Raw genomic sequence first — 24,028 nt, 5'->3', positions numbered from 1 at the left:
CCACGGTAAAGCAACATTATTACCAGCCGATCGACAGACGCATAAAGGCAAGGGGACGAAAGGTGACAATGACCAAAGCAGGCGGCCAGCCAATGGCCGAACTGACGCTGCGCGGGGTCATACTCGGCGCGCTCATCACCCTCGTCTTCACGGCGGCGAACGTCTATCTGGGCCTGAAGATCGGCCTGACCTTTGCTACGTCGATCCCCGCCGCGGTCATCTCCATGGCGGTGCTGCGCCTGTTTGCGACCGGCACGATCCTGGAAAACAATATCGTCCAGACGATCGCTTCGGCCGCCGGCACGCTGTCCGCCATCATCTTCGTGCTGCCGGGCCTCGTCATCATCGGCTGGTGGCAGGGCTTCCCCTATTGGCTGTCCGCCTTCACCATCGCGACCGGCGGCATATTGGGGGTCATGTATTCGGTGCCGCTGCGCCGCGCGCTCGTTACCGGGTCCGACCTGCCCTATCCCGAAGGCGTCGCGGCGGCCGAAGTGCTGAAGGTCGGCGCGGGTTCGCGCGAGGGGCTGGAAGAAAATAAGCGCGGTCTGGCCGCGATCGTCGCCAGCGCCGTGGCCGCCGCCAGCTTCTCGATCGTCGCCAAGACCAAGATCATCGCGGAGGAAGCGGCGACCTTCTTCAAGTTCGGCGCGGGCGCGACGTCGGTATCGACCAGTTTCTCCATGGCGCTGATCGGCGTCGGCCATCTGGTCGGCCTGTCGGTGGGTGTCGCCATGTTCATCGGCCTGCTGATCAGCTGGACCGGCCTTGTCCCCTATCTCACCGCACCGCTGCCCGCTGGCGCGGAGCTTTCCGATATCGTCGGCACCGCCTTCCGCATGAAGGCACGCTTCATCGGCGCGGGCACGATCGGCGTGGCAGCGATCTGGACCCTGCTCAAGATTCTCGGGCCCATTGTCAGCGGCATCCGCTCCGCTCTGGCTGCCAATGCGAAGCGCAAGACGGGCAATGCCGCCGACCTCGATATCAGCGAGCGCGACCTGCCCATTTCCATCGTCGGCGGCACCATCCTCGCCGCCCTGCTGCCGATCGGCGTGCTGCTGTGGATCTTTGCGCAGGGTGGGCCGATCGCGGCCAATCCGATCCCGGTGATCGGCCTGACGCTGGCCTATGTGCTGGTGGCGGGCATCGTGATCGCATCGGTCTGCGGCTATATGGCAGGTCTGATCGGCGCATCGAACAGCCCGATTTCGGGCGTCGGCATTCTGGCCGTGCTGGGTGCGTCGCTGCTGCTGGCGGCGATCTATGGATCGGGCGGCGATCCGGGCCAGACCCAGGCGCTGATCGCCTATGCGCTGTTCACCACCGCGATCGTCTTTGGCATCGCCACCATTTCCAACGATAATCTGCAAGACCTCAAGACCGGCCAACTGGTCGGAGCGACGCCGTGGAAGCAGCAGGTCGCTCTGGTGCTGGGCGTCATCTTCGGCGCGCTGGTCATCCCGCCGGTGCTGGACCTGCTGAACAGCGCCTTCGGCTTTGCCGGCGCGCCCGGCGCCGGACCCAACGCCCTGCCCGCACCGCAGGCCGCGTTGATTTCCGCACTGGCCAAGGGCGTGCTGGGCGGCGATCTGGACTGGGGCCTGATCGGCATCGGTGCAGGCATCGGCGTGGTGGTGATCGCGATCGACGAATTGCTGGGCAAGGCCGGCAAGCTGCGCCTGCCGCCGCTCGCGGTCGGCATGGGCATCTATCTGCCGATGGCGCTGACGCTGCTGATCCCGGTCGGCGCGCTGATCGGCCATGTCTATAATCGCTGGGCGCTGCGTCAGAGCAATCCGGAGTTCGCCGAGCGCATGGGCGTCCTGATGGCGACCGGCTTCATCGTGGGCGAAAGCCTGTTCGGCGTCGCCTTCGCCGGTATCGTCGCCAGCACCGACAGCGATGCGCCGCTGGCGCTGGTCGGCGAAAGCCATTGGGCGGTGCCGCTCGCCATCCTGGTCTTTGCCGGGGTAATCGCCGCGCTTTATGCGAAGCTCAAAAATTGGGCGAGCAGTCCCCTGTCCTAAAGGGAAGCGGAAAAATAGAGGCTTTTGTGCGTTCCTTCCGTCCAGCCGGACAGGAGGAACGCCATGACTGACGATCAGGATGCCGGCCGCGTCATGCTGGATAGCGAAGCGGCGGTCCTCTATTGGACCGGTCGTTTCAGGGTCGACCCCGAGGAACTGGAAGAGGCGGTCGATATTGTCGGTGATAGCGTGGAGGCTGTAGCCGCCTATCTCAACACCGATCGATGAGAGGCCTGTGACGGGATCGCAACGATCCCGAACATTGTGACAATGGCAGGGCAGCTTCATCAAACTGTCACGAGTCTCCAATCAAGATGTAACATAAATCTCCCAATGGGCGGCTCGACCGATCGGTGAGCGGACAATCCCGCATCGCCACGGACAGGGAGATTCCAGCATGAACCATCTTCTCCGTGGCGCGAGCCGCGCCGCCATCATTCTTGCCCTCGCCGCACCGGCTGCCGCTTTCGCCGGCACCATCACCGGCACCGTGTCGGACGGCACCGGCACCCGCGCGCTCCAGTCGACCCAGTTGCGCATCGTCGAAAATGGCCGCGTCGCCGAAGCTGGCCGTGACGGCAGCTATCGCTTCCCCGAAGTCGCGCCCGGCACCTACACGATCGAAGCGCGCTACACCGGCGCCGATCCCGTCCGTACCACGGTGGTCGTGCCCGCGACTGGCGATGTCGATGCCGACATTCGCATCGGTTCCAATGTCGATGCGTCGATCATCGTCGTCGGTCAGGTCGCCAACCAGGCGTCGGCCCTGTCCCGCCAGCGCGCCGCCGACGGCGTGGAAAGCGTGCTGACCCGCGACGCCATCGGTCAGTTCCCCGACCAGAATGTCGCCGAATCGCTGCGCCGCCTGCCCGGCGTCAACATCATGAACGATCAGGGCGAAGGGCGCTTCGTGTCGGTTCGTGGTCTTGACCCCGAACTCAACGCCGCGTCGGTCAACGGCGCGCGCCTGCCCGCGCCGGAAAGCGACGTCCGCTCGGTCGCGCTGGACGTGGTGCCTTCCGAACTGATCGAATCGATCGAAGTGAAGAAGTCGCTGACGCCGGACATGGACGCCGACACGATCGGCGCCTCGATCGAAATCAACACCACCAGCGCGTTCGACCGCAAGAAGGACCTGTATTCGGTCAAGCTGGAAGGCAGCTATAACGACTATGCCGATGCGGTAACGCCCAAGGGCAGCTTCGACTTCGCCACCCGCGTCACGGACAATTTCGGCGTTTCGGGCGGCGTCAGCTATTACAAGCGCAAGTTCGAAACCGACAATATCGAAGCGTCGGACTGGACCACCAGCGATGATGGCATCGATTATGCCGAGACGCTGGAATATCGCGACTATGACGTGACCCGCAAGCGCATCGGCGCGACGCTGAACCTCGACTGGAAGCCGTCCGACACGACCAAGCTCTATCTGCGCAGCATCTATAACCAGTTTGACGACCATGAATATCGCCGCCGCCTGACCTTCGTCATGGACGAAGAGCCGGCATCGGGCGATGCGGACAGCGCGAACTTCACCGACGAGGACGGCCGCATCGAAGTGCGCCGCGACCTGAAGGATCGTTTCGAGCGTCAGCGCATCAAGTCGATCGTGCTGGGCGGCACGACCGAAACCGGCCCGTGGAAGCTCACCTATTCGGGTAGCTGGTCGGAATCGACCGAGAAGGAAAAGGGATCGATCGATCCGATCCGCTGGCGCGCCCGCTTCGACGGTGATGGCGTCGATGTCGGCTTCAACTATTCCGATCCGCGCGTCCCGACCTTCCAGGTGACCAGCGGCGCCGACCTGTTCAACGATCCGTCGGAATATAGCTTCAACCGCGTCGAACAGACAGCTTTGTCGGACTCGCGCGACCGCGAATATGCGCTGAAGGGCGACATTTCCCGCGCTTTCGCCGCGGACAATGGCACCTTCACCGTACAGGCGGGCATGAAGGCGCGCTTCCGCAAGAAGAGCTATAATTTCAACATGAACTATTATGGCGACGGCGACCTCTCGCTGGCCGATGTGCTGGGCGACCAGACCTATCGCCTCGCCGATCTGGGCGCGATGCCGGGCAAGGGCGCAGCCACCGACTATTTCTATGACAATATCGGTGAGTTCGAACTCGACCCCATCACCAGCGCCTATGAATCGGCGGCGCAGGATTACAGCGCGAAGGAAGATATCCTGGCCAGCTACCTGCTCGGCCGTTGGGACAGCGAAAAGGTCCGCCTGGTCGGCGGCGTCCGCATGGAACAGACCCGCAACGTGCTGCGCGGCAATGTGACCGAATATGAGCTGGACGAAGAGGGCGAAGCGACTGGCGTGATCTCCACGCCCAATGTCTTCACCAAAAACTATACCGACTGGCTGCCGAGCCTGACCGCGCGCTTCGAACCGAGCCAGGGCGTGGTGTTCCGTGCCGCGGGCTATAAGAGCCTGGTCCGCCCCAAGCTGTCGCAGCTCGCCCCGCGCTTCATCCTGGACGAGGATTATGCCGCCGAATTCGGCAACCCGGACCTGAAACCCTATCGCGCCTGGAACTTCGATGCGTCGGCCGAATGGTATTTCAGCAAAAATGGCGCGCTGACCGCCGGCCTGTTCTACAAGTCGATCAAGGATTACACGACCGCGATCCGCGACTTTAACGACGGCAGCTATAACGGCATCGATTATAGCGAAGCGGTCTATTATGTGAACGGCGACACGGCCAAGGTGAAGGGCGTTGAACTGTCCTTCAGCCAGGTGCTGAGCTTCCTGCCCGCTCCGCTCGACGGCCTGCTGGTGAACCTCAACTACACCTACACCGACGCCAAGGCGAAGATCACCAGCTATGACGACGACGACAACGCCTATATCCGCACGATCGGCCTGCCCAATGCGTCGAAACATACTGCCAATGCCGTGCTGGGCTATGAAAAGGGTGGCCTCTCGCTGCGTGCGGCGGGCACCTATCGCAGCAAATATCTGGATGAAGTGGGCGACAGCGTTCAGACCGACCGGATCGTCGACAATCACTTCCAGCTCGACCTGAGCGCGAAGTACAAGATCCTGCCGGGCGTGCGCCTGTTCGCCGACTGGGTAAACGTCAACAACGCCAAATATTTCGCTTATCAGAACTACAATGGCAGCAAGGAACTGCTGCAATATGAGGAATATAACTGGACCGCGAAGTTCGGCATTTCCGCCAGCTTCTGATCCCGTTCACCTTCCCCTGCTTGCCGGTCGCGCCCTTGCGCGGCCGGCAAGTCCCGTTTCCGGAAAGGACTAGCATGTCCCGACTATCCATCGCCGCCCTGCTGCTGGCGACTGCGGCACCGGCCATGGCCCAACCCGCCGCCACCCCGCCCGTGCCCCGTTCCGCTGGCACACCCTATGCGGCCCGCACCCTGCCCGATCGCATCATGCTGACGCCAGCCGCCGACCCGACGCAGGGCATGGCGGTCGCCTATCGCACCGACGCCGCGCAGACGACGAGCGAGGCGCAGATCGCCATTTCGGTCGACGGCCCGACGCTGGAGGAAAAGGCCGTACTGGTGACAGGCCCCGCCGGCACCGCGAAGGACAGCGCCAATGGCCCGGCCCTTTATCACCAGATCCGCTTCGACAATCTGAAGCCCGATACCGTCTATGCCTATCGCCTGAAGGGCAGCGCGGGCTGGACCGAATGGTTGCAGTTCCACACGGCTTCGGTGCAGGCAAAGCCGTTCCGCTTCCTCTATCTGGGCGACATCCAGAACGGCATATTGACCTATGCCAGCCGCGTCATCCGTCAGGCCTTTCACGCCAATGGCGGGATCGAACTGGTCGCCCATGCCGGCGATCTCGCCGCACAGCGCGACGATCTGGACCATGATGACGAATGGGGCGAGTTTAATCAGGCCGGTGGCTATAACTGGTCGATCGTCCCGCAACTGCCCGCGACCGGCAATCATGAATATATCGATGTGGTAAAGCCCGACGGCAGCGAAAGCCGCAAGCTCGGCCCCTATTTCCCGTTGCAATTCGCGCTGCCCGACAATGGCGTGCAGGGCCTGAAGACGACCTATTATGTCGATTATCAGGGCGTGCGCTTCATCATATTGGACGGCACCTCCGCGATCGACCTGGGCACCATGGCGCAACAGACGCAATGGCTGGATGCCACGCTGGCCTCCAGCAAGGCGAAGTGGAATGTCGTGTTGTTTCATCAGCCCGTCTTCACCTGCGCCCGTCCCGATGACACGGCGGAAATCAAGGCTGCGTGGAAGCCGGTGTTCGACAAGCGCAAGGTCGATCTGGTGCTACAGGGGCATGATCATTGCTATAGCCGCCTGACGTCCGAAGCCGGTCGTGAGGCGTCAGCGCAGGCGCGCAAAAATGGCGCGATTCAGGGGCCGGTCTATCTCGTCTCCGTCACGGGTTCCAAAATGTATGGCCTCAACGACCGTGCCCGGACCCAGCCGGACAAGACCGCCGAGGCCACCGAACTCTATCAGATCGTGGACGTGGATGGCGATCGGTTGAAATTCCGCACCTATACCGCGTCGGGCAAGCTGTATGACGGCTTTGACCTGACCAAGGGCGCGGATGGCAATCATCTGACGGATACCAGCGAACCCACCATCGCCGTGCGCACCTGCACCGGCAATATCGGTCCCGACGGCGGCAAATGCGTCGCGCGCGGCAAGTGAGGAAGATCAAGATGAAGCCTTTCGCCCTCCCCCTCGTCAGCCTCCTCGCGCTGGCCGCCTGCGCCACGGCCGAAAAGGAAGTGCCGGTCGAAGTCCGTATCGCCAATGCGACACCGGCCGTGAACGTCACTGCGCGCGGCGAAACCACGCCCGTCGGCACGCCCAATGCCGATGCGGCGGACGATCCGGCGATCTGGCGCAATGCCGCCAATCCGGCCGCCAGCCTGATCGTGGGCACGGACAAGAAGGCCGGCCTCTATGTCTATGGGCTGGACGGCAAGACTCGCGATTTCCTCGATGCGGGGCGGGTGAATAATGTCGACCTGCGCGATGGCGTGGCGGTGGGCGGCCAGAACGGCATCCTCGTCGTCGCCAGCGACCGCAATGACGTGGCGAATGCGAAGCTGGCGCTGTTCCGGCTCGATAGCGCGACGGCGAAACTGACAGCTTTGGGTAAAGTCGATGCCGGCAAAGGCGAAGCCTATGGCATCTGCCTGTACAAGGCGCCCGAAGCGACGTACGCCTTCATCGTGCTGAAGGACGGCACGGTGAATCAGGTCGCACTCGATGCATCGGGTGCGACGCCGACCGGCCGGATCGTGCGTAGCATGAAGCTGGGTACCCAGTCGGAAGGCTGCGCTGTGGATGACCGCACCGGCATCCTCTATGTCGCAGAGGAAGATGTCGGCCTGTGGCGCTTCGACGCGCGCGCGACCGGATCGACCACCCCCACCAAGATCGCGGCGGCTGACGGCAAGAATCTGGTGATGGATGCCGAAGGCGTCGCCATCGCGCCGATGGGCGAGAAGGACGGCTATGTCCTCGTCTCCAGCCAGGGCGACAATGCCTATGTCGTCTACAAGATGAACGACGACAGCTATGTCGGCCGCTTCCGCATCATCGACGGCGCCATCGGCGGGTCGGAGGAAACCGACGGGATCGAGTTGATGCTGGGCGATTTTGGCCCGGCTTATCCCGGCGGGCTGTTCATCGCGCAGGACGGTCATAATGCGGCGGCGGCACAGAATTTCAAGCTGACCGCCTGGGACGACATCGTCAAGGCTCTCGGCCTGCCGCGCTGACGGCCGAAAGCGTCCCTTTCGACCAAGGATGGATTGCGCTCTCCTCGCCTGCGGGCGACAAGACAGAAAATAGTCCGGGAGAGCGCATGACCAGCCAGTACCTCTATGACGTACGCAGGATGACGGCGGATCAGGCCATTGCCCTGATCCCCAATGGCTCGAAGATCGCCACCGGCCTTGCTGTCAGCTTCCCGCCTGCATTGGCCGCCGCCTTGGCCGACCGGGTTCGATCTGGCGGACTGCGCGATGCCAGCATCTATACCATGCTGCCGCCCGCCACATCGGCCGCGCCGATCCTGTCCCCCGATCTTGCCGACTGCATCAGGCAGGTCAGCCTGTTCCATGGCGGTATCGACCGTGCGGGCGATGCGGCGCGGGGCGACGGGTCGTGCATCGATGTGCTGCCGGTCCAGTTCCACCAGATACCCCGCACGCTGACAGAGCATATCGGCGTAGACAGTTTCATCATCACCGTTTCGCCGATGGACGCCAATGGCTGTTTCAGCCTGGGAACGGACGCCGATTATGCGCTGGCGGTCGCGCGTAGCGGCGCCCGGCTGATCGTAGAGGTGAACCCGGCCATGCCCTATGTCCATGGCGACTGCATGATCCATGTGTCGGACGTCACGGCGCTCATCGAAAATGATGTTCCGCTCTGTCAGGTGCCCGCATTGCCCCGCAACGCCACCGACGATGCGATCGGCGCGATCATCGCGAACATGGTGGAGGATGGCGCCTGCCTGCAAATGGGGATCGGCGCGGTGCCCGATGCGGTCTGCGCCGCGCTGATGGGGCACAAGCATCTGGGCATCCACACCGAATTGCTGACCCCCGGCCTCGTCAGCCTGATACAGGCGGGCGTGGTCGACAATAGCGCCAAGGCGCTGCATCCGGGCCTTTCGGTCTTCACCTTCGCCATGGGGGACCAGCCGCTCTATGATTTCATCCATGATAATCCGGCGGTGGCCGCCCATCCGGTCGACTATGTGAACGCGCCGCACATCATTGCGCAGAATGACCGGGTGCTGTCCGTCAATGCGACCATCCAGATGGACCTGAGCGGGGCCTGCAATTCGGAACATATGAACGGTCGTCAATATAGCGGCACGGGCGGGCAGCTGGATTTCGTGCGGGGCGCCTATGCGTCGAAAGGCGGCCGGTCGATCATCGCTTGCCATTCGACGGCGGCAAAAGGAACCGTGTCGCGCATCGTCCCCTGGCTGGACGGGCCGGTGACGACCCCGCGCACCGACACGCATATCGTCGTCACCGAATTTGGCTGGGCCGATATGAAGGGCAAGAGCCTGTCCGAACGCGCCCGTGCGCTGATCGCCATCGCCCATCCCGATTTTCGCGAAAGACTGGAACGTGCCGCGCATGAACGGCGCATTTTGGCCTGATTATCGCGCTTGCAGCGCCGTCAGTGCAGCCAGTGTCGACGCCGTGAGGGACTGCGGCAGAGCGTCCAGCGCGAACCAGCCGCAGGCCGCCAGCGCCTCCGGCTCCCGGACCACCGGCTCGCCCTGCGCATCCTCGGCCAGATAGACCGGCGCGACCCAATGGGTGCCGCACGCTTCATCGATCTGGTCCGTCAGGCACAGCAAGGTGCGTGCCCTGATCGTCAGGCCCAGTTCCTCGAAAATCTCGCGCTCGGCCGCCGCCGCCATGGTTTCGAACAGGTCGACTTTGCCGCCCGGCAGGCCCCAATGACCCGCTTCCGGTTCGCGGCGCCGCTGGACCAATAGCAGCTTGCCGTCACGCATAATGGCCGCGCCGCATCCGACCCTTGGTTCAGTTTGAATCATGCTTTCCCCATGTGACAAGGGCGGCGGATCGTGCCGCCGCCCCTCGCCCTTACTTCTTGGCCGCGAACCATGCCGCGGTCGGCGCCTTCAGCCTGTTGCGCGTTTCGATCCGCGTCTGGATCGCGGCGATGGAGCGATCCACCACCTTGCGCGATTCCGGCGTCAGATATTGGGTCGCATAGGCGTCCAGCTTCGTCACCATCGCCGGATCGGCAGAGCCGCCGCTCAGACGCGCCAGCGCCTGACTGCGCGCCGACACGTCGATCAGCGCCTCATATTGCGCCTTGTGGGCCAGCACATAATCAACCGCCTGCATCGGATGGGCCGCGCCGACCTGTCCGATGATCGCGGCGCTGGTGGTCTTGCCCGGCTCGTCGGTCAAAGCGAGGTCGAGGGCCTGTTGACCCAGCTTCTCGTCCTTGGCCCGGCCCAACAGCGCATAGAGCGTGCTCTTGTCCAGATCGCTCTGTGCACCCTTCGCCATGACACGCAACTTATCCCACGTCGCCTGATCGGCATTCTGGGCGATGATACCCAGCCACACATTGCGCAGCGGACCGTCGAGCGCGGCCGGGTTGGTCGCCAGCGCGGCAAAGCGGCGATTGGCTTCGGCCACCACGGCCTTGTCGCCCATGCTGCCTAGCGTCGACACCAGACTGGTGCGCAGCACCGGCACCTGGGCGCCTTCGCCCGCCCTGGCATCATAGCCGATCGCGGCCAGAGCCGGGCTCAGCTTGCGCGCGGCATAGGCGCCGACCTTCGCCTGTGCCGCGGCATCACCCTCCAGCAGGTCATAGCTGCTCTTGAGGTAGGAGGGGACTTCGGCCAGCACCGACGGGCTGCCATTGGCCGGCACCGCATCGATCAGGTCAAGCGCCAGCCCGACCGGCTGATAGCCGCCCAATGCAAGCTGGAAATTATCCGCCATCAGCCCGGTCTGGTCCATGCTGGACAGCTGACCGAAGCCCTTGGCCAGCGCCTGCATGTTCGCCGCCGGATAGAGCGAGCGATAATAGCCCGTCTGCCCGGCATTGATGACATAGGCGCCGCAACCCGGCAGCGTGACCTGCCCCTTGCCGCCGGACAGGATCAGACGCTGCGCTTCCCCGCCCAGCACCTGTGCCTTGACCGGGACATTCCAGCTCAGCGGCGTCTTGTCCTTCGCGTCGCGGCTATATTCGCCCTGGCTGAGCGTCAGGATGGTGTTGCCGCCCTGACATTGGGCGCTTTCCACCTTGACCAGCGGGATGCCCGGCTGGCTGGTGAAATCATGGGCGATGCTGACCAGCCCCTTGGCGCCCGCACCCTCGACCGCCTTCCACAGATCGTCGGTCACGGTGTTCCCGTAAGCATGGGCCTTCATATAGGACTGGATCCCCGCCTTCCACGCATCCTCGCCGGCATAGCCTTCCAGCATGGTGATGACGGCTTCACCCTTCTGATAGGTGATCGCGTCGAACGCCTGATTGACCTCGTCCACCGTATGGATTTTCTGCACGACCGGATGGGTGGTCTTGAGCGCGTCGAGGCTCATCGCCCGTTCGCGGCCATCGACGCGCGACAGCAGGGCTTCCCAATCCGGGTTCAGCTTGTCCGTTACCTTGGTCGCCATCCAGCTGGCGAAACCTTCGTTCAGCCACAGATCGTCCCACCAGGCCATGGTGACGAGATCGCCGAACCACTGGTGCGCCATTTCATGCGCGGCGACCTCGAAAATGGCGCGCTTGGTTTCTTCGGAGGTGAAGCGCGGATCGACCAGCAGGGTGCGCTCGAAAGTGAAGATCGCGCCCCAATTTTCCATCGCGCTGAAGAACTGGCTCTGGCCGGGACCGGCGACATTGTCGAGCTTGGGCAGCGGGAAGGGCACGCCGAAATAGTCATTATAATAAGGCAGGATCGCCGCCGACGCATCGAGCGCCAGTTGCGCCTTGCCGGTATTGCCCTTGCCGGTGATGACGCCGACTTCGGTCTTGCCCGCCATCTTGGTCGCACGGTCCAGTTCGCCCAGGCCGAAGAAGAGCAGGTAGGAGGACATTTTGGGGCTGGTGCCGAACGTCACCAGCTTCTTAGCCCCACCCAGATCCTTGCTGGTCTTGACCGGCATATTGCCGACCGCAAGCTGGTCTGCCGGGACGATCGCCGACAGATCGAAGGTCGCCTTGTAGCTCGGCTCATCGAAGCTGGGGACGAAGCGACGGGCGTCGGGTGCTTCGAACTGGGTGAAGAGCGCGCGCTTCGCGGCGCCTGCGTTATCGGTATAGTCGAGTGCGAACAGGCCGTTCGCCTGCTGGTTGATGATGCCGGCATAGGCGATGGCGAGCGTGTAGCTGCCCGGCTGAACCGGCTTGCCGAAGTCGAACGTCACGGTCTGGGCGTCAGCATCCACCTTCGCGGTGCCGGTGATCGGCTTGCCCTTTGCGGGGGTCAGCGTGACGCTGGAGACGGTCAGGTCCGCCGCGTTCAGCACCAGCGCGGGCAACGCGGTCGCGACATTGACGTTGATCGTCACCTTGCCAGTGAATTTGAGGTTCGCCGCGTCGGGCGTCACCTCGATCGCATAATGGCTTGGCGCGGCGCCGCGCGGCAACTGGGTGGTCACACCGGCGGCGGGGCCGACAGGCGCGGTCTGGGCCAGCGCAGGCGCGGCCAAAGCGACCGGGGCGGCCGCGATCAGCAGCGGCAAGATGTTCTTGAGGGGCATAGGATGTCAGACTCCGACACGTCAGGCAGGGCGCAATGAGATAGTGTCACGCGCAGCGATGAACGTCGGATCGGCCGTTTGGCTGCATGGGTCAAGTGAACTATCCGCAACCCGATGTCGTTGGTCGAAGCCTATTGCACGTTCGTCCGACAAGGTTCAGTTAGCATTAGCGAACGGCAAGTCGTTCGCCCTGCTGCGCAATGATCGATGCATCGCCATTGCGACGGATATGCCGCAACGCTGCCTTCCGGCAAGCGACATTGCTATTGATCTGCTGCTCAAGCCACCGCCGCCAAGCCGGATCGGTCAAAGCGATGGCATGGGCTTCATCAATGCCGCACCCTTTCAACAGGCGAATTTCCTTGATGAGCAAATACCAGCGCGAGCCGTCGGACGGGTCCAGTTCCGCCCGACGAGCGCGATAGAAAGCGATAAGGCTAGCGGTATCTTCCATGATAAAGGACCCTGAAGGCGTGAACTAGGATTTACCCCCGGCCGCGATAGCCCGGCACATCCTGCGGCGGCAGCCACATGCCGACGGGCGGTTCGCCCGACTGCCAGAAGACGTCAATCGGGATGCCGCCGCGCGGATACCAATAGCCGCCGATGCGCAGCCAGACCGGCTTCATCTCGTCGAACAGGCGCTGGCCGATGCCCACGGTGCAATCCTCATGGAAAGCGGCATGGTTGCGGAAGGCGCCCAGAAACAGCTTGAGCGACTTCGATTCCACGATCGTCGCGGCGGGCGCATAGTCGATCACCAGATGGGCGAAATCGGGCTGCCCCGTCACCGGGCAGAGCGAGGTGAATTCGGGCGCGGTGAAGCGCACCAGATAGGGCTTGCCGGGGCGCGGATTGGCGACATAGTCGAGTACGGCCTCTTCCGGCGAGGCAGGCAGCGCACTGGTCTGACCCAGATGCAGGGGAGTGGTGGGAATGTCAGTCATGCCGCGCCATCTACGCCATTGCACGGCTGATGTCAGCATCCTGCATTGTTCACTTGCGGTTCAGCCATTCTTGTGCCTTGGCAGGCTTATGGGGTCTATCGTTCGTTCGTTTCTTTTCACCGCGCCGCTGATGCTGGCTGCGCCTGTCCACGCTCAGCAGACGGAGACGCCGGCCACCGGCCTGGCGATCCCGCCGGCCAGCACCGCGCCCGCGCCTGATCCCAATCGGCAGGGCCCGGAACTCAACGTGTTTCGCGATCCGGTGACGCCGCGCACCACGCCGCCGGTGATAACCCCGCCGCCGGTGACGGTGCAGCCCGTGCCGCAACAGGCCCCTGCCCGTCCGGCTGCATCGCGGCCGACCACCACGACGGCACCAGCCACGCCGCGCCAGACGACGCCCGAACCGAAGGCCCAGCGCCCCGCCGAACGCGAAAAGCCGACGCCGCAAGCAACGCCAGCGCCTGCCGCACCGACGGAAGAGGAAGCGGCCGCGAACCAGAGCGCGCCGGTCGAAACGGCGCCACAGGCTCTGCCGGTTCCAGTGCCGGCCACCAATGCCGTGGAACCGAGCGCGCCTGTCGCCACGCCCGCACCCGCCGCAGAAGAAGGCCTAAGCCTGCCGTGGATCATCGGCGGCGTACTGGCGCTGATCGCGCTGGCCGCCGCTTTCCTGCTGCGTCGCCGTCGCCCGGCGGAAGCGCCGGCACCCATTGCCAAACCGGCGGCGGCCCCTGCCCCCAAACCGACCGAAGCGGCGGCGCAGCCCGCGGCAGAGCCGCGCCCCGTGGCGCCGGTCCCCGCACCGGTGGTCGCCGATCGGCCCTGGCTCGACATGGACATGGCCGTCGGACAGGCGCGCTATTCGATGATGGGCGTGACCATCGCCTACAGCCTGATCTTGCATAATCGCGGCAATCGCCCGGCGCAGGATATTCTCATCCGCGCCATCGTCGGCAATGCGGGGGCGCAGCAATCCGCTTTGCTCCAGAGCTTCTTCGCCGGAGACAATGGCCTACCGCTCCACAGTGCGGTGTCGATCGAACCGGGCGAGACACGCCAGTTGAGCGGCGAATTGCGCCTGTCGCCCGAAGAGATCGTGCCCGTCACCATGGGCCAGCGCAGCCTGCTGATCCCGCTGGCCGCCTTCGACATGGCCTATCGCTGGAGCATGGAGGGCGAGGAACCGGGTCAGGGGCGCACCGCGCGCGCCTTCATCGTGGGGCAAGAGCAGGAACCGCCTGCCGATCGCCTTGCGCCGTTGCGGCTCGATCAGGGGCCACGCCAATATCCCCGCCCGGCGGCACGCGCTGCGGCGGAACTGACCCCGGCCTGATAAGCGGCTCACTCACGTCACCGTGTAGGCGACTCGCCTCGTCCCGCCCTCATTGCCGCGCGGCGGGCGGGGCCATAGCCAGTCGGCCATGAAAATCTTTCACCTTGCCCTCACCGCCGCAACATTGGCGCTTCTTCCCGCAACAGCCCAGGCTAAGGGGCTGGGCGCGGAAATCGATTATGGCCGCGCCGACGGCCATTGGGGCACCGAAATCGGCGCCGGCTATGCATGGGAAATGGGCGGCTTCAGCCTGACGCCCGGCGGCGGCGTCTATCTGCGCGATGGTGACACCAAACTCTATGGCCGGGTCGAGGCGGCCTATACCATTCCCCTGTCCGCCACGATCGGCGCGGGCGTGCGCGTGAGCGGCGACAATACGCGACCCTATGCCACGGTGGCGATGCCCATCCTCCCCAAGCTGCGCGCCAAGGCCAATGCCGGCCCTAAATATTATGCGGTCGGCCTGACGCTGGGCTATTGAGGCAAGGCCCGGCAGTGGGTCGGCGATAGTTGCGGACATTTTACGGGTTGCCAGCGTTTCCCGCGTCATCGCGTTGCAACAGGATGCGTGAATAGTCCTGCGCTTTCCAACTGGAGCATGGTTTCCGTGACATCCCGCAACCTTACCGGCCTTCTTCCCCTGAGTGAGACACGCCCGGTCGACAGCGACCTGCCCCGCCGCCTGTCCGACATGGCCTGGCGCATCGGCTTTGGCGCGATCGGCTGGCCCTGGCTGCTGGCGAGCCTGTCGGGCGGACGAAAAGCCGACAAGCGCGCCCTGCTGGATGAACTCGACCTGCCGCATGATGCCCTGCCGCATCTGGGTAGCTGGAAGGCGGATGTCGGCTTTCTGCGGCATATCGTGCGGGAAATTGCGCGGCTTCGCCCGGCCCATGTGGTCGAACTGGGGGCGGGCGCATCCTCGCTGATCGCAGCGCGCGCGCTCCAGTTGCATGGCAATGGGCGGCTGCACAGTTTCGACCAGCATGGCGGCTTTGTCGACGCGACGCGCCAGTGGCTGGCCGACAATGCGCTGGACGTCGATATCCGCCATGCCCCGCTGACCCATGAAAGCGCGGACTGGCCGGGGCGCTGGTATGCGATCGATCGGCTGCCCGAACAGATCGACCTGATCATCATCGATGGCCCGCCCTGGAGCGTGCATCCGCTGGTGCGGGGCGCGGCCGACAGCCTGTTTTCGCGCCTTTCGCCCAATGGCGTGGTGCTGCTGGACGATGCCGCGCGCCCCGGCGAAAGGCTGGTCGCGCGCCGCTGGCGGCAGCGCTGGCCGCATATCGACTTCCGCCTGATGAAGGACGGGACCAAGGGCACGCTGGTCGGCCGTCGGCGCGACACCCGCCTGCCGGTCGCCAACGATAATGAGGATGGCCGCAACTGGCGCCATCTGGGCCGTGCCGCCGCGATTGCCGCGCTGATCGCCACCGGTTGGGTCGCGCGCGGCGAAATGGGCGAATTCCCGCAGGCGGCGCAGGCGAACAGCTTCATCGACGAAGCCGCCGCTTCCCGCCGGGCCGGACTGCTGCGTCAATCGATGTCGTCGCAGGTCGAAACCGCCACATTCGATGCGCGGGAAATCGAAAAATCGACGGGTATCGTCCTGCCTGTGCTGCCGGCGGGGTGGCGCGTGACCGACGTCCAGCTCTTCCCTACGCCCGACAGCTCTGCCATCGCCATGAGCGTTACCACGCCGCAGGGTGAACCGCTGTCGCTGTTCGCGGACCGGGCAGAGACGCCCGCAGAGGCGACCCCGCTGATGGCGCGGCGTGCAGGCGAGACGATCGCCTATTGGGAGGAGGGCGCGATGGCCTATGCCCTGAGCGGCAAGGGCGATGCGCGGCGGATCATGCAACTGGCGGGCGCCATCGCGCCGGACGCCTGATTCACGGGACGGGAAAACGGAGGGCCATGGCGCTTGTCCTTCCGTACTTTCCCGGACCTTGAGGTCATTCCACCCGCGCGTAAAATGCTCTAAGCGGCGCGGATGGTGGATGTCCCGAACCCCGCACCGCGCGCCAATGCGCGCCCCGCCCTTGGCAGCCTGGCGATGCTGTGGCGTTTTGCCCGCCGCTATCCCGGCCGTATCGCCGGGGCGCTGGCCGCGCTGATCATTTCATCGGCCGCCACGCTGGGCATCCCCAGCGGTTTCCGGCTGGTGATCGATCGTGGTTTCATGGGCGGCGGGGATATCAGCCGCTGGTTCGAATATCTGCTGATGATCGTGACCGTGCTGGCGATCGCCACGGCGCTGCGATATTATTTCGTGTCCTGGCTGGGCGAGCGGGTCGTCGCCGATATCCGCAGTGCGACGCAGGCCAATCTGTTGCGGCAAGCCCCCCGCTTCTTTGAGGAAAATCGGCCTTCGGAAATCGCGTCTCGTATGACCGCCGATACCGCCATCGTCGAACAGGTGGTCGGATCGACCGTGTCGGTGGCGCTGCGCAATCTGGTCACGGGACTGGGCGGTCTGGTCTACCTGTTCGTGCTCGCGCCCAAGCTCGCTGCGCTGCTGCTGCTGGGCATTCCGGTCATCCTGCTGGTACTGATCAGCCTGGGTCGGCAGGTGCGTGGCCTGTCCCGTGCCAGTCAGGACCGGCTGGCCGATATCGGCAGCATCACCAGCGAAGTGCTGGGCGCGATGAAGATCGTGCAGGCTTTCGGCCAGGAGGCACGGGAAGCGGTGCGGTTCGACGCCACCGTCGATGCGGGCTTTGCGACGGCGCGCAAGCGCATCCGCCTGCGCGCCATCATGACGGCGGTGGTGATCGCTTTGATCTTCGGGTCGATAACCGCCGTCATGTGGCAAGGTGCGCTAGACGTTGCCGCCGGGCGCTTGTCAGGCGGCAGCATCGCTGCTTTCGTTCTGACCGGGGGATTGGTGGCCGGGGCATTCGGTTCACTGTCGGAAAGCTGGGGCGATCTGTTGCGCGGGGCCGGTGCGGCCAGTCGGCTGGAGGAACTCATGTCCGCCACGCCGGATATTCTGCCGCCGGCCCAGCCGATCCCCATTACCCGGCATGCCCATGGTGCACGGCTGCATTTCGACAATGTGCATTTCCATTATCCCACCCGGCCCGATCAGGCAGCCTTGCATGGCATTTCGCTGGACGTCGCGCCGGGCGAGACGGTGGCGGTCGTCGGCCCATCCGGGGCAGGCAAATCGACCCTGATCCAGTTGGCGCTGCGCTTCTATGATCCGGATTCGGGCTGCATTCGCCTGAATGACATACCGCTGACCGATGCCGATCCCGCAGAGTTACGCACAACGATGGCGATGGTGCCTCAGGACAGCATCATCTTCGCTGCATCCGCGCGGGACAATCTGCGCTATGGCCGCTGGGACGCCAGCGACGAGGATATCTGGGCAGCGACCCGCGCAGCCAATGCCGAAAGCTTCCTGCGCGCCCTGCCGCAGGGTCTGGACAGTTTCATGGGCGAAGGCGGCGCGCGCCTGTCCGGCGGACAGCGCCAGCGCCTGTCGATCGCCCGCGCTCTGCTACGCGATGCGCCGATCCTGCTGCTGGATGAGGCTACTTCCGCACTCGATGCAGAATCCGAACGGCTGGTGCAGGATGCTTTGAGTCGCCTGATGCAGGGCCGCACGACCATCGTCATCGCCCATCGACTGGCTACGATACGGGCCGCCGATCGCATCATCGTGATGGATGAAGGTCGGATCGTGGAACAGGGCGATCATGCCGCGCTGGTGGCTCAGGGCGGCCTCTATGCCCGGCTCGCGAGCCTTCAGTTTCAGGATGTCGCCGTCGCCTGACGAAGGCCGGGATGGGACGGTTCGCACTCCCCTATTCCCGATGGATCAGCGCGCGGCAGATGCCTGACTGAGCCGGACGATATGATCGAGGATGGCAGGGTGCAGCGACCGTTCGAAGGCGCATCCCGATTCATGCGCGCGGTTCCACGTGACCCGTGCCCGGCGACCTTCGAAACCGGGCAACATAATCCAGATGTCTGCACCTACCGTGAGTTTCATGAAACTTTGCAGGCGAAAGCCGCTGACCGACACATCGGTAATGCGGCTGGTGAACCAGGTTTCACCGGGACGACGAACCCTGACAACGATCTGTACGTGCTGCCGTTCGGCTGCCCGTCCCTTGCGATCATATTCTGTCAGTCGTTCAGCAGCCATGGTTCGATATCGCGTCGCTTCTGCCCCATCATGCGCCAATCTGGGTAAGCAAAGGGTTAAACCCGGCTCCACCCGATAGCTTGGTCGCATAAGATGGTGGGCCGCGCACAAAAAAAGGGCCGCCCGAAGGCGACCCTGAATTTCTGCAATCTTCTTATCGCTCCGGGCCAGCGCCCCATCCGGAAAACCGGGAAGTCTTATGCCGGGATGGGCCTGACTGGATGTCAGCGATCAGAAGCTGCCATATTGCTCGTTGCCGACGAAGCCCAGCTTCGTCACGCCAGCGCGCTTGATCTCTGCCAGCACCTCGTCAACGACGACGTAGCGGGTCTGCGCGTTGGGCTGGAACTGCAGTTCCGGCTCGACGGGCAGACGCAGCGACTGCTGCAGATACTGACGCAGGGTCAGCAGGTCGATCGACGCACCGTTCCAGGTGATGACGCCACCGGCGTCGATCGCGACCTTGTTCTTGACCGGATCGATCACGCTGTCCGTAGGCGGCGCGTTCTGCGGCAGGTCGATCTTGACCGCGTGGGTCTGGATCGGAATGGTGATGATGAACATGATGAGCAAAACGAGCATGACGTCGATCAACGGCGTCGTGTTCATTTCCATCATCGGTTCGCCATCATCGGAACCCATGCTCATTGCCATGGCGAATTCTCCTTAAAGCGACCGGTCAGAGACGGGTCGGATTCGAACCAGGTTCCGGTTCGGAGATGAAGCCCACCTTCGGGAAGCCGGCACGCTGCATCGTGTAGATGGTGCCGCCGATGCACCGATAGGGGGTGTTGATGTCGCCGCGGATATGCACTTCGGGCAGATCCTCCGGCTTCAGATTCTCAACGCCGCCAGCCTTCTTGATGTCCGCTTCGAGCTTCGCGACCGCACGATCGAGCAGTTCGCTCGAATTCACCGGAGCCATGCCCCAGAAAACCGCACAGGCACCGTCGGAACCCGTCGTGACCGAGAGGGACACATTTTCGGGCTTCGTCGTGGTCGGCTCGAACGCCACCTTGGGAAGCTGCAGATCGACCGTCTGAACGACGACCGGGACCGCGATGAGAAAGATGATGAGCAGCACCAACATGACGTCGACGAGCGGCGTCGTGTTGATGTCGGACAACGGCTTTTCTTCACCGCCGCCAGAGCCAACACTCATTGCCATTGATACTATCCTAACCTTGGTTTCGATGGCGTCCCGTCAATGGGAGCATTGCGGGGGCCATGGTCGGTGGGGAACCGGACGGTCGCAGCCGCCCCCCGGTTCCTTTCACCGGCGTCTTGAGACCGATCAGGCCTTGGCAGCAGCCGGCTTGGCAGCAGGTGCGGCCGGAGCAGCAGCAACGGAAGGCTTCACGGCACCGTCCGAAACCAGATAGGCCAGCAGGTCGACGGTGAAGCCGTTCAGCTGTTCGGCGATCGTCTTGTTACGGCGCTGCAGGAAGTTGTAGGCGAGCACCGCGGGAACCGCGACGGCCAGACCCAGAGCGGTCATGATCAGAGCTTCACCGACCGGGCCGGCAACGGCGTCGATCGAGGCCTGACCGGCAGCGCCGATCTTGATCAGAGCGCGGTAGATACCGATAACGGTACCGAACAGACCGATGAACGGCGAGGTCGAACCGACGGTCGCGAGGAAGGCCAGACCGCCACCCAGCGAGGAGTTGATGCCGGCTTCCGAACGGGCCAGCGAGCCGTGCAGCCAGTCATGCGCTTCGACCGGATCCTTCAGCTTGCCATGCTCTTCCTGAGCCTTGATGCCGTCGTCGACGATCTGCTTGTAGGCCGAGTTCTTTTCGAGCTTGGCAGCGCCTTCCTTCAGGCTGGCCGAACGCCAGAAGGTCGCACGAACCTTCTTGCCCTGGTTGATGACCTTCTGCTGTTCGATCAGCTTGGTGAACAGAACATAGAAGGTGCCAACCGACATGATGCACATGATGGCGAACACGGTCTGGGCGATCAGACCGCCCTGCTGCAGGGCTTCCTGCAGGCCGTAGGGGTTTTCCGGCTTGGGAGCCGCAGCTGCGAGATACATCAACATGTTCAAGACTTCCCTCTCAATGAGATCAAGCGTGGGACGGGCGGCGTCAGGCGCTCGCCCTCCCGATCAGATTATTCCGGCAGACGCCAGGTGATACGACCGTTGTAGGTGTCAGGCATTTCCGCACCGTCCGAACCCTTGGCCGGCTTGAAGCGCGCACGCTTCGGCAGCAGGCGGCAGGTCGCCTCGTCGAGGTCGGCATGGCCGGTCGACTGAGTGATGGTGCAGTTGGTGACACGTCCATCCGCGCCGATTTCCAGGCGGAAACCAGCCGTACCCGAACGCTCTTCACGCTGTGCGCGGCTCGGATAGTCGGCATCGCTGAGCCAGCTACCCGGATTGCTGCGCGGCGAAGCGCGCGAAGCAGCGACGGGCGGCGGCGGCGGAGCCGGCGGGGGCGGCGGCGGTGCGGCGACCGGAACCGGGTTGAACACCGGAGGGGGTGTCCGAACGGTCTGGATCGGCGGTGCAGGCGCCGGGGTTTGCACGATCGGCGGGGGAGCAACAACCGGCGGCGGCTCGATCGGCTGATCTGGCGGCGGCGGCGGCGGCTCCTCGTCCGGTGGCGGGGGTTCCTCCTTCACGTCGACAACATTCAGCTGCTCTGCCGCCTTTTTGACATATTTCATGCCAAGGCCGGTGACGAAGGCATAGCCAAGAACAGCGTGAATCAGGGCGACGATGACGATCGAGACAGTCCGACTCGATCCTTGCGAGTGGTCAGCATAGGCCATTCGGCAACGACACTCCTTAACTCATCTTACCAGTGGTTTATACAAATCAGCCAAAAAAGACCCCAGCCGACCGGGCTGCCCCGATCACCTTTGGTCTGTAACCGTATATTTGCTACCGAGCGAACTCCTATCGCGGCGCATCGTGGCACGCAAACGCTTTATCGATATCCTCATTTGCGACTACCATTTCATATCGGAATGACTTGCCTGTGACAAACTTGCCACGGGCTACAACCATAGGACGAAGTTGACGATGAAATCCGCCACCCCTTTTCAGAAACTCGGCTTGCTGTGCCTCATTTCCGCCGCATCCATCCCGGTTTTCCCGGCCTTTGCGCAAAATGACCGGGTGGTAACGCAACCATCACGAACCGGGTCGGGCCTGTCCTATTCCGACATTGTCGACCTGGCGGACAAGGCGCCGCTGGTGGCCAATGTGCGCATTCGCAACATCATCATTTTGAAGCCGGAGCAGGCCGGGACCGTCCCACAGGGGCACAAAAGGCTGTTCATAGAGGCGGATGTGACGGGGCTGATTCGCGGTGAATCGGGAATCAGTCCTCTTGTATCTTACTTGTACGATGCCCCGCTTGACGCGCGCGGCAAGGTACCGAAGCTGAAAAAGGCGCAGATGATCCTGTTCGCCCGTCCGGGTGCGCGCCCTGGCGAAGTGCAGCTTATCGCGCCGGATGCGCAGATTCCCTCGACCCCAGCCGAGGTCGAAAGGGTCAAGGCCGTCCTGTCCGCGCTGGTCGCCCCCAACACGCCGCCGCGCATCCTGGATCTGGGAGACGCCTTCCATGTTGCCGGGACGATCGCCGGTGAAGGCGAGACGCAGATATTCCTGCGCACCGAAAATGGTGATCCGGTGTCCCTTTCCATCCTGCGTCGGCCGGGACAGGCGCCGCGCTGGGCCGTGGCCTTGGGCGAAATCGTGGATGAAGCCGCCCGCGCGCCGCAACCGGGCAGCCTGCTATGGTATCGCCTCGCCTGCTCCCTGCCCGCGACCTTGCCGTCGCGGTCCGTCCGCACATTGGCGGTGCAGGATGCAGAAGCCGCGCGGGCGGATTACCAGTTCGTGATCGATGCGCTCGGCCCCTGCGGCCGTACGCGTAAACAGGGCTGATTCGCCTTTTTCTTGGACAGCGGCGCGCGGGCGGCTATCAGCGCGCCGTCCGCAACCTTGGAAGGGAAAAACGCCGCCATGACCAATCTGCACCGCCATGCCCCGCTGCGCGTCGCGCTCGTCGGCCTCGGCACGGTGGGCGGCGGCGTCATTCGCCTGCTGGAGAAGAATGGCGACCTGATCGCCCGCCGGGCCGGCTGCCCGATTCAGATCGTCGCCATTTCCGCACGCGATCGCAACAAGGATCGCGGCGTCGACCTGTCGCCCTATGAATGGGTCGATGACATGAACAGCCTGGCGACTCGCGACGATGTCGACGTGGTGGTCGAACTGATCGGCGGGGCGGACGGCCCTGCCCTTACCTTGGCCCGCCAGTGCCTGACTCACGGCAAGCCCTTCGTCACCGCCAACAAAGCGATGCTGGCGCATCATGGGCTGGACCTGGCACGGCTGGCGGAGACCGGCGGTATCGCGCTGAAATATGAAGCTGCGGTCGCGGGCGGCATTCCAGTCATCAAGGGCATGCGCGAAGGCGCTGCCGCGAACGAGATCAGCCGCGTCTATGGCATCCTCAACGGCACCTGCAATTACATCCTGACCACGATGGAAAAGGAAGGCCGGGGCTTCGACGAAGTGCTGAAGGAAGCACAGGATCTGGGCTATGCCGAAGCCGATCCCAGCTTCGACATCGATGGCGTGGATGCCGCGCACAAGCTGACCATCCTTGCCAGCCTGGCCTTTGGCACGGAACTGGATTTCGAGGCGGTCGCCACCACCGGCATCCGCGACGTCATTGCTGCCGACATTGCCGAAGCCGCCGCGCTTGGCTTCCGCATCCGTCTGGTCGGGATGGCGCAAAATGGTCCCGAAGGCCTGTTCCAGCGGGTCCATCCGATGCTGGTGCCGCTCGACCATCCGCTCGCCCATGTCGACGGATCGCTCAACGCCGTGGTGGCGGAAGGCAATTTCGTCGGTCGCCTCTTCTTCCAGGGACGTGGCGCGGGCGATGGCCCGACCGCATCGGCGGTCGTTGCCGATCTGATCGACGTCGCGCGCGATGAATATGGCGATGCCTTCGCCATGCCGGTCGCCGCGCTGACGCCGCAGAACACGGCCGATGCCGGCAAGCGGATCGGCCGCGCCTATCTGCGCTTCAAGGTACAGGATCGCCCCGGCGTGCTGGCCGAGATTGCCGCCGCCACGCGCGATGCCGGCGTATCGATCGAAAGCATGATCCAGCGCGGCGCGAATCAGTCGGAAGGCGTGTTGGTCGCCATCGTCACTCATGCGGGCGAAGAACGCTGCGTGCGGGAGACGCTGGAGCGACTGGCCGGCTCCGACAGCCTGCTCGGCACGCCGATGGTGATGCACATTCTCGACTGAC

General features: G+C 63.9%; 21 protein-coding genes. 12 read left to right on the top strand and 9 right to left on the bottom strand.

What is annotated here, in order from left to right; translation table 11 throughout:
* The first annotated feature begins 92 nt into the window (after positions 1–92).
* The 6 genes from BMY84_RS02250 to BMY84_RS02225 all read left to right on the top strand — a co-directional run bounded on the left by BMY84_RS02250 (position 93) and on the right by BMY84_RS02225 (position 9,186).
* A complete protein-coding gene (locus tag BMY84_RS02250) occupies positions 93–2,030 on the top strand; it encodes an OPT family oligopeptide transporter (RefSeq protein WP_093080039.1) in 1,938 nt (645 codons plus the stop codon).
* A 63-nt stretch (positions 2,031–2,093) separates the two neighbouring features.
* Positions 2,094–2,258, top strand: a complete 165-nt coding sequence (locus BMY84_RS02245) for a DUF3606 domain-containing protein (protein WP_093014782.1) — start codon at positions 2,094–2,096, stop codon at positions 2,256–2,258.
* Positions 2,259–2,427: 169 nt separating this feature from the next.
* Positions 2,428–5,229, top strand: a complete 2,802-nt coding sequence (locus tag BMY84_RS02240; protein WP_093080036.1) for a TonB-dependent receptor — start codon at positions 2,428–2,430, stop codon at positions 5,227–5,229.
* A 74-nt stretch (positions 5,230–5,303) separates the two neighbouring features.
* Positions 5,304–6,704, top strand: a complete 1,401-nt coding sequence (locus BMY84_RS02235) for a purple acid phosphatase family protein (RefSeq protein WP_093080033.1) — start codon at positions 5,304–5,306, stop codon at positions 6,702–6,704.
* Positions 6,705–6,715: 11 nt separating this feature from the next.
* Complete coding sequence (locus BMY84_RS02230; RefSeq protein WP_093080031.1) at positions 6,716–7,786, top strand: phytase; 1,071 nt, start codon at positions 6,716–6,718, stop codon at positions 7,784–7,786.
* Between the two features lie 86 nt (positions 7,787–7,872).
* Complete coding sequence (locus BMY84_RS02225; RefSeq protein WP_093080028.1) at positions 7,873–9,186, top strand: acetyl-CoA hydrolase/transferase family protein; 1,314 nt, start codon at positions 7,873–7,875, stop codon at positions 9,184–9,186.
* Here BMY84_RS02225 and BMY84_RS02220 read toward each other — a convergent pair whose 3' ends face one another.
* The 4 genes from BMY84_RS02220 to queF form a co-directional block, all read right to left on the bottom strand.
* Positions 9,187–9,591, bottom strand: coding sequence for an NUDIX hydrolase (locus BMY84_RS02220; protein ID WP_093080025.1), 405 nt, complete (start codon positions 9,589–9,591; stop codon positions 9,187–9,189).
* A 49-nt stretch (positions 9,592–9,640) separates the two neighbouring features.
* Positions 9,641–12,292 (bottom strand): M1 family metallopeptidase, encoded by a 2,652-nt coding sequence (locus BMY84_RS02215; protein WP_093080023.1) that lies wholly within the window; start codon positions 12,290–12,292, stop codon positions 9,641–9,643.
* 166 nt (positions 12,293–12,458) lie between these two features.
* Positions 12,459–12,746: a hypothetical protein gene (locus tag BMY84_RS02210; RefSeq protein ID WP_093080021.1), complete on the bottom strand. Its 288-nt coding sequence runs from the start codon at positions 12,744–12,746 to the stop codon at positions 12,459–12,461.
* A gap of 31 nt (positions 12,747–12,777) precedes the next feature.
* On the bottom strand, positions 12,778–13,239 hold the full coding sequence (gene queF, locus BMY84_RS02205; protein WP_093080018.1) for a preQ(1) synthase: 462 nt from the start codon (positions 13,237–13,239) through the stop codon (positions 12,778–12,780).
* Positions 13,240–13,327: 88 nt separating this feature from the next.
* Here queF and BMY84_RS02200 point away from each other — a divergent pair, with 88 nt between their 5' ends.
* The 4 genes from BMY84_RS02200 (at position 13,328) to BMY84_RS02185 (ending at position 18,365) form a co-directional block, all read left to right on the top strand.
* Positions 13,328–14,575: a hypothetical protein gene (locus tag BMY84_RS02200; RefSeq protein ID WP_093080016.1), complete on the top strand. Its 1,248-nt coding sequence runs from the start codon at positions 13,328–13,330 to the stop codon at positions 14,573–14,575.
* Positions 14,576–14,663: 88 nt separating this feature from the next.
* Complete coding sequence (locus BMY84_RS02195; RefSeq protein ID WP_093080013.1) at positions 14,664–15,056, top strand: hypothetical protein; 393 nt, start codon at positions 14,664–14,666, stop codon at positions 15,054–15,056.
* A gap of 126 nt (positions 15,057–15,182) precedes the next feature.
* Positions 15,183–16,475, top strand: coding sequence for a class I SAM-dependent methyltransferase (locus BMY84_RS02190; protein ID WP_093081632.1), 1,293 nt, complete (start codon positions 15,183–15,185; stop codon positions 16,473–16,475).
* A gap of 102 nt (positions 16,476–16,577) precedes the next feature.
* Positions 16,578–18,365, top strand: a complete 1,788-nt coding sequence (locus BMY84_RS02185; protein ID WP_093080010.1) for an ABC transporter transmembrane domain-containing protein — start codon at positions 16,578–16,580, stop codon at positions 18,363–18,365.
* A gap of 45 nt (positions 18,366–18,410) precedes the next feature.
* On the opposite strand, the gene BMY84_RS02180 is transcribed toward BMY84_RS02185, so the two are convergent.
* From BMY84_RS02180 to BMY84_RS02160, 5 genes are all read right to left on the bottom strand, one after another.
* Positions 18,411–18,740: a PilZ domain-containing protein gene (locus tag BMY84_RS02180; protein ID WP_093014748.1), complete on the bottom strand. Its 330-nt coding sequence runs from the start codon at positions 18,738–18,740 to the stop codon at positions 18,411–18,413.
* Positions 18,741–18,971: 231 nt separating this feature from the next.
* Complete coding sequence (locus BMY84_RS02175) at positions 18,972–19,394, bottom strand: ExbD/TolR family protein (protein ID WP_093014745.1); 423 nt, start codon at positions 19,392–19,394, stop codon at positions 18,972–18,974.
* Between the two features lie 25 nt (positions 19,395–19,419).
* Positions 19,420–19,908, bottom strand: coding sequence for an ExbD/TolR family protein (locus BMY84_RS02170; RefSeq protein WP_093080008.1), 489 nt, complete (start codon positions 19,906–19,908; stop codon positions 19,420–19,422).
* Positions 19,909–20,034: 126 nt separating this feature from the next.
* Positions 20,035–20,784, bottom strand: coding sequence for a MotA/TolQ/ExbB proton channel family protein (locus BMY84_RS02165; protein ID WP_177203866.1), 750 nt, complete (start codon positions 20,782–20,784; stop codon positions 20,035–20,037).
* 71 nt (positions 20,785–20,855) lie between these two features.
* Positions 20,856–21,518: an energy transducer TonB gene (locus BMY84_RS02160; RefSeq protein WP_093080002.1), complete on the bottom strand. Its 663-nt coding sequence runs from the start codon at positions 21,516–21,518 to the stop codon at positions 20,856–20,858.
* Between the two features lie 253 nt (positions 21,519–21,771).
* Between BMY84_RS02160 and BMY84_RS02155 the strand changes: the two genes are divergently transcribed.
* Both BMY84_RS02155 and BMY84_RS02150 read left to right on the top strand, forming a co-directional pair.
* Positions 21,772–22,644, top strand: a complete 873-nt coding sequence (locus BMY84_RS02155; RefSeq protein WP_177203865.1) for a hypothetical protein — start codon at positions 21,772–21,774, stop codon at positions 22,642–22,644.
* Positions 22,645–22,722: 78 nt separating this feature from the next.
* Complete coding sequence (locus tag BMY84_RS02150) at positions 22,723–24,027, top strand: homoserine dehydrogenase (protein ID WP_093081627.1); 1,305 nt, start codon at positions 22,723–22,725, stop codon at positions 24,025–24,027.
* The last annotated feature ends 1 nt before the right edge of the window (position 24,028 follow it).

Origin of the sequence: Sphingobium sp. AP50 (assembly GCF_900109095.1) — a bacterium.
Classification (GTDB): domain Bacteria; phylum Pseudomonadota; class Alphaproteobacteria; order Sphingomonadales; family Sphingomonadaceae; genus Sphingobium.
The sequence above is the reverse complement of the archived record's forward strand: the minus strand, read 5'-3'. Positions and strand labels throughout refer to the sequence as shown.

Excerpts from the sequence above, each read along its gene's own strand:
- BMY84_RS02225 (WP_093080028.1), top strand. The coding sequence starts at position 7,873 with ATGACCAGCCAGTACCTCTATGACGTACGCAGGATGACGGCGGATCAG.
- BMY84_RS02165 (WP_177203866.1), bottom strand. The coding sequence starts at position 20,784 with ATGTTGATGTATCTCGCAGCTGCGGCTCCCAAGCCGGAAAACCCCTAC.
- BMY84_RS02175 (WP_093014745.1), bottom strand. The coding sequence starts at position 19,394 with ATGGCAATGAGCATGGGTTCCGATGATGGCGAACCGATGATGGAAATG.
- BMY84_RS02210 (WP_093080021.1), bottom strand. The coding sequence starts at position 12,746 with ATGGAAGATACCGCTAGCCTTATCGCTTTCTATCGCGCTCGTCGGGCG.
- BMY84_RS02195 (WP_093080013.1), top strand. The coding sequence starts at position 14,664 with ATGAAAATCTTTCACCTTGCCCTCACCGCCGCAACATTGGCGCTTCTT.
- BMY84_RS02235 (WP_093080033.1), top strand. The coding sequence starts at position 5,304 with ATGTCCCGACTATCCATCGCCGCCCTGCTGCTGGCGACTGCGGCACCG.
- BMY84_RS02170 (WP_093080008.1), bottom strand. The coding sequence starts at position 19,908 with ATGGCAATGAGTGTTGGCTCTGGCGGCGGTGAAGAAAAGCCGTTGTCC.
- BMY84_RS02215 (WP_093080023.1), bottom strand. The coding sequence starts at position 12,292 with ATGCCCCTCAAGAACATCTTGCCGCTGCTGATCGCGGCCGCCCCGGTC.
- BMY84_RS02200 (WP_093080016.1), top strand. The coding sequence starts at position 13,328 with ATGGGGTCTATCGTTCGTTCGTTTCTTTTCACCGCGCCGCTGATGCTG.
- BMY84_RS02230 (WP_093080031.1), top strand. The coding sequence starts at position 6,716 with ATGAAGCCTTTCGCCCTCCCCCTCGTCAGCCTCCTCGCGCTGGCCGCC.
- BMY84_RS02155 (WP_177203865.1), top strand. The coding sequence starts at position 21,772 with ATGAAATCCGCCACCCCTTTTCAGAAACTCGGCTTGCTGTGCCTCATT.
- BMY84_RS02245 (WP_093014782.1), top strand. The coding sequence starts at position 2,094 with ATGACTGACGATCAGGATGCCGGCCGCGTCATGCTGGATAGCGAAGCG.
- BMY84_RS02185 (WP_093080010.1), top strand. The coding sequence starts at position 16,578 with ATGGTGGATGTCCCGAACCCCGCACCGCGCGCCAATGCGCGCCCCGCC.
- BMY84_RS02150 (WP_093081627.1), top strand. The coding sequence starts at position 22,723 with ATGACCAATCTGCACCGCCATGCCCCGCTGCGCGTCGCGCTCGTCGGC.
- BMY84_RS02160 (WP_093080002.1), bottom strand. The coding sequence starts at position 21,518 with ATGGCCTATGCTGACCACTCGCAAGGATCGAGTCGGACTGTCTCGATC.
- BMY84_RS02250 (WP_093080039.1), top strand. The coding sequence starts at position 93 with ATGGCCGAACTGACGCTGCGCGGGGTCATACTCGGCGCGCTCATCACC.
- queF (WP_093080018.1), bottom strand. The coding sequence starts at position 13,239 with ATGACTGACATTCCCACCACTCCCCTGCATCTGGGTCAGACCAGTGCG.
- BMY84_RS02240 (WP_093080036.1), top strand. The coding sequence starts at position 2,428 with ATGAACCATCTTCTCCGTGGCGCGAGCCGCGCCGCCATCATTCTTGCC.
- BMY84_RS02180 (WP_093014748.1), bottom strand. The coding sequence starts at position 18,740 with ATGGCTGCTGAACGACTGACAGAATATGATCGCAAGGGACGGGCAGCC.
- BMY84_RS02220 (WP_093080025.1), bottom strand. The coding sequence starts at position 9,591 with ATGATTCAAACTGAACCAAGGGTCGGATGCGGCGCGGCCATTATGCGT.